Annotated in this window: 8 protein-coding genes; 5 read left to right on the forward strand and 3 right to left on the reverse strand. The window is 72.1% G+C overall.

Features of this window, described 5'->3' with window-relative positions:
- Nucleotides 1-122: 122 nt before the first annotated feature.
- The 4 genes from AB8A24_RS23170 (at nt 123) to AB8A24_RS23185 (ending at nt 4,723) form a co-directional block, all read left to right on the forward strand.
- Nucleotides 123-734 (forward strand): response regulator transcription factor, encoded by a 612-nt coding sequence (locus AB8A24_RS23170; protein ID WP_003948568.1) that lies wholly within the window; start codon nt 123-125, stop codon nt 732-734.
- 360 nt (nt 735-1,094) lie between these two features.
- Nucleotides 1,095-1,724 carry a sigma-70 family RNA polymerase sigma factor gene (locus AB8A24_RS23175; RefSeq protein ID WP_030712839.1) on the forward strand — a complete coding sequence of 210 codons (630 nt, stop codon included), beginning with the start codon at nt 1,095-1,097 and terminating at the stop codon, nt 1,722-1,724.
- Between the two features lie 232 nt (nt 1,725-1,956).
- Nucleotides 1,957-3,456, forward strand: a complete 1,500-nt coding sequence (gene guaB / locus AB8A24_RS23180) for an IMP dehydrogenase (protein ID WP_266381337.1) — start codon at nt 1,957-1,959, stop codon at nt 3,454-3,456.
- Between the two features lie 142 nt (nt 3,457-3,598).
- On the forward strand, nt 3,599-4,723 hold the full coding sequence (locus AB8A24_RS23185; protein ID WP_030767410.1) for a GuaB3 family IMP dehydrogenase-related protein: 1,125 nt from the start codon (nt 3,599-3,601) through the stop codon (nt 4,721-4,723).
- Between the two features lie 87 nt (nt 4,724-4,810).
- Here the strand turns inward: AB8A24_RS23185 and AB8A24_RS23190 are convergent, their stop codons facing one another.
- From AB8A24_RS23190 to AB8A24_RS23200, 3 genes are all read right to left on the reverse strand, one after another.
- Entirely contained in the window at nt 4,811-6,541 is a 1,731-nt protein-coding gene (locus tag AB8A24_RS23190) for a M16 family metallopeptidase (RefSeq protein WP_369477440.1), read from the reverse strand.
- Between the two features lie 15 nt (nt 6,542-6,556).
- On the reverse strand, nt 6,557-7,525 hold the full coding sequence (locus AB8A24_RS23195) for a hypothetical protein (RefSeq protein ID WP_328962034.1): 969 nt from the start codon (nt 7,523-7,525) through the stop codon (nt 6,557-6,559).
- A 129-nt stretch (nt 7,526-7,654) separates the two neighbouring features.
- On the reverse strand, nt 7,655-8,884 hold the full coding sequence (locus AB8A24_RS23200; protein WP_328962033.1) for a nucleotide sugar dehydrogenase: 1,230 nt from the start codon (nt 8,882-8,884) through the stop codon (nt 7,655-7,657).
- Nucleotides 8,885-9,114: 230 nt separating this feature from the next.
- Here AB8A24_RS23200 and AB8A24_RS23205 point away from each other — a divergent pair, with 230 nt between their 5' ends.
- On the forward strand, nt 9,115-10,821 hold the full coding sequence (locus tag AB8A24_RS23205) for a glycerol-3-phosphate dehydrogenase/oxidase (RefSeq protein WP_328962032.1): 1,707 nt from the start codon (nt 9,115-9,117) through the stop codon (nt 10,819-10,821).
- The last annotated feature ends 496 nt before the right edge of the window (nt 10,822-11,317 follow it).

Here is an 11,317-nt window from a genome sequence, read left to right on the forward strand (position 1 = left end):
GCGAAGGCGGTTGAACCAATAAGTTCTCGGACAGGTGTCCGGGAGCATCGACCGCACAGGTGACGATACGTACCAGCCTGGAGGCTCAAGGTGACGCGCATCAGCAGCTGCGGAGGGCGGTCATGACATCCGTCCTCGTCTGCGACGACTCCCCGCTTGCCCGAGAGGCGCTCCGCCGCGCGGTGGCCACCGTGCCCGGCGTCGAGCGTGTGACGACGGCTGCCAACGGCGAGGAAGTCCTCCGCCGCTGGGGCGCCGACCGCTCCGACCTGATTCTGATGGATGTACGGATGCCCGGGCTGGGCGGTGTGGAGACGGTCCGCCGACTGCTCTCGGCCGACCCCGGCGCCCGCATCATCATGCTGACGGTGGCCGAGGACCTGGACGGCGTGGCCCTCGCGGTCGCCGCCGGCGCCCGTGGGTACCTGCACAAGGACGCCTCGCGCGCCGAACTGCGGGCCACGGTCACCCAGGCCCTCGCCGACCCGACCTGGCGACTGGCCCCGCGCCGGCTCCGCTCGGCCGAGATGGGCGCCGCGCCCACGCTCACCGCGCGCGAGATCCAGGTGCTGGAGGGCATGAGCCACGGCCGGTCCAACGCGGAGATCGGGCGCGAGCTCTTCCTCTCCGAGGACACGGTCAAGACGCACGCCCGCCGACTGTTCAAGAAGCTCGGCGCCTCGGACCGGGCGCACGCGGTGGCACTCGGTTTCCGCTGGGGTCTGGTCCGCTGACCTCCCGGTCGTGGCCGGGCCCGGCCCGGTCCGCCACAGGCCGCGGATCGTCGAGAGCGGTCCCGTCCGCCACCCGCGGACGGGGCGGCACGCCGCCCTCGACGGCTCCTGTTGTCGAGGGCATCCCTGTCCCCGCCGTACCCGGTGCGCACCCGGGGATTGGCGGGGCACAATCCGGGGGACGTCTCGCTTCGTGCGCGATGCCGCATCCTTGAGGGTGTGGAGTCTCTCGGGGACTATTCGGCCGAGCGGGAGGGGAGGGCGCAGACGATGAGTTCCGGCGCACCTGCTCATAACGCTTCGATGCACAACAAGGGCCATGGCGGCGCGGATGCTCCGGCGCCAAGGCACCATGGATTGATGCGCGACGACGAGGCCCTGGGGTCACCCGCGGCCACAGGCCCTACCGGCACCGCCAAGGGCGGCAGTGCCGGGGGCGTCAGCGCGCTCGTACGCAGGGCGGTGGAGGGTGACGAGCAGGCCACGCACGACCTGCTCGCCTTCGTGCACCCCCTCGCGATCCGTTACTGCCGTACCCGGCTCTCGCGATTGCCGGGTGACGCTCGTCACTTCGTGGAGGACCTGGCGCAGGAAGTCTGCGTCGCCGTCCTGATGGCGCTGCCGCGCTACCGGGACACCGGGCGGCCCTTCGAGGCCTTCGTCTTCGCGATCGCCGCACACAAGGTCGCCGACCTGCAACGGGCCGCCATGCGGCACCCGGGCAGCACGGCCGTGCCCTCCGACGAGATGCCGGAGCGGCCCGACGACTCGCTGGGCCCGGAGGAACGCGCGCTGCTCAGCAGCGACGCCGCCTGGGCCAAGAAGCTGCTGGCCAACCTTCCGGAGAACCAGCGCGAGCTCCTCGTGCTGCGGGTGGCCGTCGGGCTGACCGCGGAGGAGACCGGGCAGATGCTCGGGATGTCCCCCGGGGCCGTGCGCGTGGCCCAGCATCGTGCGCTCAGCCGGCTGCGCGCACTCGCCGAGCAGTAGGCGGCCGTGCGGGCCTCGCGGCTCGCGCGGTTCAGCGCGATCCCACCGCGGTCCGACCGCGGTCCGATGCGTCCGTTCCGTGTGGTCCCCGCGCTCGGCCAGGGGCCCCGGCCGCCGGCCGCAGTCGTAGGAAACAACGAATCTTCTGCTTGACCTTGGTCGTGGAATGAGACGCGTCGGGATCCCGTTAGCATGGACATCCGCGCTGAGCAAGACCATTTGGGAAGGTGTCATGACCGCCGACGGAGTGCCCGACAAATTCGCCACGCTCGGACTGACCTACGACGACGTGCTGCTGCTGCCGGGCGCGTCGGACATGTCGCCTGACGCGATCGACACCTCTTCCCTGATCTCGCGCAACGTGCGCGTGAACGTCCCGCTGCTGTCCGCCGCCATGGACAAGGTCACCGAGGCGCGCATGGCCATCGCCATGGCCCGTCAGGGCGGCGTCGGCGTGCTGCACCGCAACCTCTCCATCGCCGACCAGGCCAACCAGGTCGACCTGGTCAAGCGCTCCGAGTCCGGCATGGTCACCGACCCGATCACGGTGCACCCGGAGGCGACGCTGCGCGAGGCCGACCAGCTCTGCGCGAAGTTCCGCATCTCCGGCGTCCCGGTCACCGACCCCGCCGGCAAGCTCCTCGGCATCGTCACCAACCGCGACATGGCCTTCGAGTCGGACCGCAGCCGCCAGGTGCGCGAGGTCATGACCCCGATGCCGCTGGTCACGGGCAAGGTCGGCATCTCGGGCGTGGACGCCATGGAGCTGCTGCGCCGCCACAAGATCGAGAAGCTGCCGCTGGTCGACGACGCGGGCATCCTCAAGGGCCTCATCACGGTCAAGGACTTCGTCAAGGCCGAGAAGTACCCGAACGCCGCCAAGGACAAGGGTGGCCGGCTCCTCGTCGGCGCGGCCGTCGGTGTCGCCGGCGACGCGTACGAGCGCGCCCAGGCCCTGATCGAGGCGGGCGCCGACTTCATCGTCGTCGACACCGCCCACGGTCACTCCCGCCTGGTCGGCGACATGGTCGCCAAGATCAAGTCGAACTCCACCGTCGACGTCATCGGCGGCAACGTCGCCACGCGTGACGGCGCCCAGGCGCTGATCGACGCCGGCTGCGACGGCATCAAGGTCGGCGTCGGCCCCGGCTCCATCTGCACCACCCGCGTCGTCGCCGGCATCGGCGTCCCGCAGGTCACCGCGATCTACGAGGCCGCGCTCGCCGCCAAGGCGGCCGGTGTCCCGGTCATCGGCGACGGCGGCCTCCAGTACTCCGGCGACATCGCCAAGGCCCTGGTCGCGGGCGCCGACACGGTGATGCTCGGCTCGCTGCTCGCGGGCTGCGAGGAGTCCCCGGGAGAGCTGCTCTTCATCAACGGCAAGCAGTTCAAGTCGTACCGCGGCATGGGTTCGCTCGGCGCGATGCAGTCCCGTGGCGAGCAGAAGTCCTTCTCCAAGGACCGCTACTTCCAGGAGGGCGTGGGCGGCGACGACAAGCTCATCCCCGAGGGCATCGAGGGTCAGGTCCCCTACCGCGGCCCGCTCTCCGCGGTCGTGCACCAGCTCGTCGGCGGCCTGCGCCAGTCGATGTTCTACGTCGGCGGCCGCACGGTCCCCGAGCTGCAGGACCGCGGCCGGTTCGTCCGCATCACCTCGGCGGGCCTCAAGGAGAGCCACCCGCACGACATCCAGATGACGGTCGAAGCACCGAACTACTCCCGCAAGGGCTGAACGGTATGAGCTGAGGGGGCGGGTCCATCGGGCCCGCCCCTTCGCCGTGCTCGCGCGGGCGTCCGTACAGCGGTCACCGGAACGCGGGCCCCCGGCATTCGGGGATACTGGACGGGCAGACCCAGAGGAAAGGCCACCACACGTGACTGAGATCGAGATCGGGCGCGGCAAGCGCGGCCGCAGGGCGTACGCGTTCGACGACATCGCCATCGTCCCGAGCCGGCGTACCCGGGACCCGAAGGAGGTCTCGATCGCCTGGCAGATCGACGCGTACCGCTTCGAGCTCCCCTTCCTGGCCGCCCCCATGGACTCGGTCGTCTCCCCGCAGACCGCCATCCGCATCGGCGAGCTCGGCGGCCTCGGCGTGCTGAACCTCGAAGGCCTGTGGACCCGGTACGAGGACCCGCAGCCGCTGCTCGACGAGATCACGGAGCTGGACGAGGAGGCGGCCACCCGCCGTCTCCAGGAGATCTACTCCGCGCCGATCCAGGCGGACCTGATCCGGCAGCGCATCAAGGAGGTGCGCGACTCCGGCGTCGTCACCGCCGCCGCGCTCTCCCCGCAGCGCACGGCCGAGTTCTCCAAGGCCGTCGTCGACGCGGGCGTGGACATCTTCGTGATCCGCGGCACCACCGTGTCGGCCGAGCACGTGTCGGGCGCCGCCGAGCCGCTGAACCTCAAGCAGTTCATCTACGAGCTCGACGTCCCGGTCATCGTGGGCGGCTGCGCCACCTACACGGCGGCCCTGCACCTGATGCGCACCGGCGCGGCCGGTGTCCTCGTCGGCTTCGGCGGCGGCGCCGCGCACACCACGCGCAACGTCCTCGGCATCCAGGTCCCGATGGCCACCGCCGTCGCGGACGTGGCCGCGGCCCGCCGCGACTACATGGACGAGTCCGGTGGCCGCTACGTGCACGTCATCGCCGACGGCGGCGTGGGCTGGTCCGGCGACATCCCGAAGGCCGTCGCCTGTGGCGCGGACGCCGTGATGATGGGCTCCCCGCTGGCCCGTGCCACCGACGCGCCCGGCAAGGGCAACCACTGGGGCATGGAGGCCGTCCACGAGGACGTGCCGCGCGGCAAGAAGGTCGACCTCGGCACCGTGGGCACCACCGAGGAGATCCTCACCGGTCCCTCGCACACCCCGGACGGCTCGATGAACATCTTCGGCGCGCTGCGCCGCTCGATGGCCACCACCGGCTACAGCGAGCTCAAGGAGTTCCAGCGGGTCGAGGTCACGATCGCGGACTCGCAGCACAGCCGCTGATCGCTTCGCGTACGCCGGAGGGCCGGCACCCCGCTCGGGGTGCCGGCCCTCCGGCGTGTCCGGGGCGCGGGCGTGGGCCCGTAGGGCTCAGCTCAGCCCTTGCTTGCGCCGCCGCATGCAGATGCCCCAGGGGATCATGAACACCGCCGAGACGACGATGCAGCCGAGCGCGAAGGCGGCGTCCTCCTGGGCGACACCGTCGTCGCTCCGGGTCAGGACGAGGCAGAGCAGGACGGTGGCGGCGGTCAGCAGGAGCGCCGGCACCCCGAGGACCCACAGCAGGGCGGTGAACCAGGCGTGCCGGACGGGCTCCTTCGCGGGCTCGGGCGGCTGCGGGATCCGGGCGGGATCGCGGGGCGGCATCGCGATCACCGCGGACGGCGGTACGGCCGCGTCGATCACCGCGAGCTCGGCCGCGCCGACCCGGTACAGGGTCGGCTCGATGGTGAGGCTGAAGCCGTCGTGGCCGACGAGGTGGCGGGCCCCGTCCGGGTAGACCTGCATCAGGGCGCATGCGGCGTAGCGGACGGTGACCTGGTTGCCCGGTGCGGTCAGGCTGACGCCGTCCTTCGCCACGAGCAGGGCGACATTGCCGTTCCCCACGGCGGAGTAGCGTCGTCCGTTGACGATCTCGGGGGACTGGGCGGGCGCGGCCGCGAGCCCCGCCCAGTCCAGGCCGCTGCCGGGCACCTGCACCAGCGCGTCGGCCCACACGGCCAGGGCCACCTGGTGGAGGTCGCTCGAGGTCACCGCCTCCAGCTCGGCCTTCGCCTCGGCGACGGTGAGGTCGCGGTGGCGCAGCAGCAGGTTCATGGCGTGCGCCGGCAGCTTGGCCGCGGCGAGCTCGGGCAGGTCGAACTGCGCCAGTGCGGAGGCCCGTACGGAGTCCAGGTCCGCCTGCTCGATCCGACCCGCCCGCAGCTTCGCGAGGACGTCGACGAAGGCGCCGATCATCGCGTCCTGCTTCTGGGGGAGGGCGTCGGCGTAGGCGACGAGGGTCGCGGAGTCGGTGTCGCGCGGCGCGTACTCGGCGGCGGCGGTGTAGGAGTAGCCGCCCTTCTGGCGCAGGGCGCGGAACAGCTCCTTGCCCAGCACGTCGGCGAAGAGGCTCGCCGCGGTGGACCGGGGCACGACCGAGGTGAGTACGAGGGCGCCGTCCTCGCCGGGGAACCACGCGGGGGTGGTCGGCAGGGCGGAGGTGGCCTCGGGGGTCGGGTGCCACTCGCCGGTGGGGAGCGTGAGGTCGAGGCCCTCGGGGACGGTGTCGCCGGTGATCCACAGGACGGCGTTCTCGGCGGTGAACCGGGTCTGCGCCCAGGCACGGACATCGTCCGCCGTGATCCCCTGCAGGCCGAGTTCGGCGTAGCCGGTGAGCCCGAAGGAACGGGATCCGTAGCGCCACAGGGCCGAGGCGTGTCCCGGTCCGGAGCCCCTGCCGGCGGCCTCGGTGCGCAGGATCTCCTTCTCGGTGTCCAGCCGGTCCATCGGGAGGTCGCGCAGGGCGGCGCAGACGCCGTTCAGGTACTCGACCACGTCGGCGGGCGAGCCCTGGACGTGGAAGTGGGTGTAGGTGACGGCGGTGGCACCGTTGTAGTGCAGGTCGCCCAGGCCGTGCCGGTGGAGGGCGAGGTGCTCGACCAGGTGGGTGATCCCGCTGGTGGCCAGGGTCTCGTCGGCGCGGCCCACGCGGAAGAGCAGGCCGGCGGTGAGCGGGCCGGAGCGGGGTGCGAGGACGGTGCGGATGCCGTTCACGACGGTCGTGGTGATCCCGTCGACGTCGGTCGTCGTCGTGGCGGGTGCGGTGGTGTCGATGTCCATCTCGGTGGGATCCCCTCAGCCCTTGGCGAGGGCGGTCTTGCGATGGCGGACGAACTCGGTCTCGTGGTCGCCGGTCCCGATGTAGCCGAACGGGAACGTGCAGGCGTGGTCGCCGAGGGCCCGGAAGTGCGGGGCGGCGTCGGCGGGGCGGCCGGCGGCGCTGTGCGCGGCGGCGAAGGCGCTGTGGGCGTTGACGGCGTGGTGGGCGTCGGCGCGGAACGCGGGGTGGAGCACGGACCGGGCGGCGGCGTCGCGCAGCCGGGCGTGGTTGTCGGGCGCGCGCAGATACGTTTCCGCAGCGCGGGTGCCCTCCTTCTCCGACACCTCCAGGTACTGCTCCATCTGCGCCACGGCGGTCAGGGCCCCGCTCGGGCCGCCGGCCGGGGCGCTCTCCACGCACTCCTGGGCGAAGGCGTGCACGGCCTCCCAGCTGCCGCCCCACTTGGGGCAGATCTGCTGGAGCAGCTGGGACTGGCCGCTGAAGTGGTGCGGGTGGTGCTCGGCGAGCCGGTCGTAGCGGCGGCGGGTCTCACCGAGGCCGAGCTGGAGCCCGCGCGAGGTGATGACCCGCAGGTACCAGGCGAGGGCGTACTCGGGGTGCTCGGCGCAGACGTCGATGAGCAGGAGCTCGGCACGCCGCAGGTAGGCGTGGAACTCGCTGAACTGCTGGCGGGACACGTGCTGGGCCCGGTGTCCCGAGCGGATGGCCCAGCCGGTCTGGATCAGCCGGTCGGCGAGCAGCGTCCGGGCCAGCGGATCATCGGGCAACCGGTTCACGGTCTCTCGGAGGAAGAACTCCGTACCGGCGGTTTCCGCGATGGTCCGGCAGGCGAGGGCCCGGTCGTCCTCGTCGGAGAGCACGGCGAAGCCGGCGGTGATGGCGTCCCAGTCCTTGCTCCGTACGGCGGTGCGCAGCGCGGCGAGGGACGGGATGCGGTCGGCGGGTTCGAAAACGGGCCGACCGGGGGGAGGGAGAGCGGGCACGCGCGGATCATATGACCGGAGCGGATCTTGCCGACAGGTACTTTCCGTCGGCCGCCTGTCCGGCGCGCCTGCTCAGCACCTCGGTGGACGGCCGGTGCGGGGGCCGCCGTGCGGGAGTCGGGCGCGGGCTCAGAGCCGGTGGGCCGCGCCCACCGGGCTGGCGCCGCGGGTGTCCAGGAGCAGCTGGGCCTTCACGGCGAGGCCTTGCAGGTCGTAGGTGCGGTGGTGCTGGAGCAGGATGGTCAGGTCCGCGTTGGCGGCGGCCTCGTACAGCGACTCGGCCCGGGGGACGGGCCGGTCCCGGACCCGCCAGCCCGTGATGTACGGGTCGTGGTAGCTGATCAGCGCGCCCAGGTCGATCAGGCGGCTGGCGATCTCGCGGGCCGGGGAGCCCTCCTGGTCGGCCAGGTCGGGCTTGTAGGTGACGCCGAGGAGCAGGACGCGGGCCCCGCGGGCGGACTTGCCGTGCTCGTTCAGCAGGGTGGCCGAGCGCTGGATGACGTACTGCGGCATCCGGTTGTTGATCTCCTGGGCCAGTCCGACCATGCGCAGGGGGTGGCCGGGGGTGCGGGTGGTGTGGGGGAGGTAGTTCGGGTCGAGCGGGACGCCGTGGCCGCCGACGCCGGGACCGGGGCGGAATGCCTGGAATCCGTACGGCTTGGTCTCGGCGCAGCGGATGACGTCCCACAGGTCGACGCCGAGGTCGTGGCAGAGCACCGCCATCTCGTTCATGAGGGCGATGTTGACGTGGCGGTAGTTCGTTTCGAGGAGCTGTACGGTCTCGGCCTCGCGCAGGCCGCGGGCGCGGACCACCTTCTCGGTGAGGCGGGCGTAGAAGGCGTGCGCGGACTCGGTGCACGCCGGGGTGAGGCCGCCGATCACCTTGGGAGTGTTGGAGATGCCGTGGGTGCGGTTGCCCGGGTCGAGGCGGCTGGGGGAGTAGGCCAGGTGGAAGTCCCGGCCCGCCCGCAGCCCGGAGCCGGCTTCGAGGATCGGGCGGAGGTAGTCCTCGGTGACGCCCGGGTGGGCGGCGGATTCGAGGATCACGGTGGTGTGGGGGCGCAGCCGGGCGGCGAGCGCGCGGCCGGCCTCGCCGACGGCGGAGAGGTCCAGTGCGCGGTCCGCTCCGAGCTGGGTGGGGGCGCAGATGACGGCCGTGCGCACCCGGCCGAGCTCGGCGGGGTCGGTGGTGATCCGGAAGCCGGCCGCCGACATGCGGCGGATCTCGGCGGCGGTGAGGGTGGAGTCCGTGACCGGACCGCTGTCGTAGCCGACCGTCTCGATTCCGGCGGCGACGGCCGCCTGGGCGAGTGGGAGGCCGAGATGGCCGAGTCCGATGACGGCGAGATCTGCGGGCATGGGGGTGCCGTCCCTTCCCTGACATGAGGGGGCTGCCGCGCAAGTTCTCCGGGGGACAGGGGAGCTGGCGCAATGTCAGACTAGGCGTATATATGACAGATATGTCGCATTACGGAGTCGACGCCACCGTTGTGTTGTCCACAGGCGGTGGCTGATGTGGGTGCGTGCGGTCAGAATCGTGGAACGGGGCATGTGAGCGGGATCTCATCCGCACCAAACGGGAGGCAGCCGTGAGGACAGCGACACTGGGGCCGGTGCAGCGGGCCGAGGCCCTCGGCCGGATGGCCGAGCACGAACTGGACGTGCTGGTGGTGGGCGCGGGCGTGGTGGGCGCCGGCACCGCGCTCGACGCCGTGACACGCGGCCTGTCGACCGGCCTGGTGGAGGCGCGGGACTGGGCCTCCGGCACCTCCAGCCGCTCCAGCAAGCTGATCCACGGGGGCCTGCGGTACCTGGAGATGCTCGACTTCGCCCTCGTGCGCGAGGCGCTGAAGGAGCGCGGCCTGCTCCTGGAGCGCCTCGCCCCGCACCTGGTCAAGCCCGTGCCCTTCCTCTACCCGCTGCAGCACAAGGGCTGGGAGCGGCTCTACGCCGGTTCGGGCGTCGCGCTGTACGACGCGATGTCGGTCTCCAGCGGCCATGGACGCGGCCTGCCCGTGCACCGGCACCTGTCACGGGGGCGCGCGCTGCGGGTGGCGCCGGCGCTCCGTAAGGACGCGCTGGTGGGAGCCCTGCAGTACTACGACGCCCAGATGGACGACGCGCGCTACGTCGCCACGCTCGTGCGCACGGCCGCCGCGTACGGGGCGCACTGCGCCAATCGGGCGAGGGTCATCGGCTTCCTGCGTGAGGGCGAACGGGTGGTCGGCGCGCGGGTGCGTGATGTGGAGGGCGGAGGCGAGTACGAGATCCGCGCGAAGCAGGTCGTGAACGCGACGGGGGTGTGGACGGACGACACCCAGGCGCTGATCGGGGAGCGCGGCCAGTTCCACGTACGGGCCTCGAAGGGAATCCATCTGGTCGTACCGAAGGACCGGATCCATTCGAGCACCGGGCTGATCCTGCGGACCGAGAAGTCGGTGCTGTTCGTCATCCCGTGGGGCCGGCACTGGATCGTGGGGACCACGGACACCGACTGGGACCTGGACAAGGCGCACCCGGCGGCATCGAGCGCGGACATCGACTACCTGCTGGAGCACGTGAACTCGGTGCTCGCCGTGCCGCTCACGCGTGACGACGTCCAAGGCGTCTACGCGGGCCTGCGGCCGCTGCTGGCCGGGGAGTCGGACGCGACGAGCAAGCTGTCGCGCGAGCACACGGTGGCGCACCCGGTGCCGGGGCTGGTGGTGGTCGCCGGCGGCAAGTACACGACGTACCGGGTCATGGCGAAGGACGCGGTCGACGAGGCCGTGCACGGCCTGGACCAGCGGGTGGCCGACTGCGTGACGGAGGACGTGCCGCTGGTCGGGGCGGAGGGGTACCGGGCGCTGTGGAACGGGCGGGCGCGGATCGCGGCCCGGACGGGGCTTCATGTGGTGCGGGTGGAACACCTGTTGAACCGCTTCGGGTCGCTGACGGAGGAACTGCTGGACCTGATGGCCGCCGACCCGGGACTGCGGGAACCGGTGTCCGGGGCGGACGACTACCTGCGGGCGGAAATCGTGTACGCGGCCTCGCACGAGGGAGCCCGGCACCTGGACGACGTACTGACGCGGCGGACCCGGATCTCCATCGAGACCTTCGACCGGGGGACGCGGTCGGCGCGGGAGTGCGCGGAGTTGATGGCTCCGGTTCTGGGGTGGGACAAGCAGCAGATCGAGAAGGAAGTGGAGCACTACGAGAAGCGGGTCCAGGCGGAGCGGGAATCGCAGCGTCAGCCGGACGACCAGGCGGCGGACGCGGCGCGGCTGGGGGCGCCGGACATCGTTCCGTTGTAACTCCGGGATGCGGAGGGGGGAACCGTAGACCCGGGGCGCCCGTCCGTTGCGGAGTGAGGAAGAATGAGGGTTCTGCCGGGGCGGGTTATCGCGAGCCCCGGCCGCCGGGTCGCTCAGCCGCTGGGGCAGGCGGAGCAGCGGCACGATCGCAGAGGGGACGCATGTCGAAGCCGGAGCACACCGAGTCGCCTGCGGCGCAGCCTGACAGTGCAAAGTCTTCGGCTGGCCGCGTGCCTTCCGGGACGGGCTCGCCTGCCGGGCCGCCTGCGGCGGAGTCCGGCCAGGAGAAGTCAGCGGCCGGCGCCGCGCCTTCGCCTGCCGGATCGCCCGCGGCGGAGCCCGCGGATGCCGATGCGCCCGCGGCGGTGAAGCCGGGGTCGAGCCGGGCGGTCGAGCCGGGCGCCGAGGAGCGTGCCGCCGACGCCACGGCGGATGCCGAGCCCGCGGACGCGAAGCCCGCGTCGGGCAAGACGGCCGGGGCGTCCTCGGTGAAGCC

It is taken from the genome of Streptomyces sp. BF23-19 (genome assembly GCF_041106355.1).
Lineage (GTDB): Bacteria > Actinomycetota > Actinomycetes > Streptomycetales > Streptomycetaceae > Streptomyces > Streptomyces virginiae_A.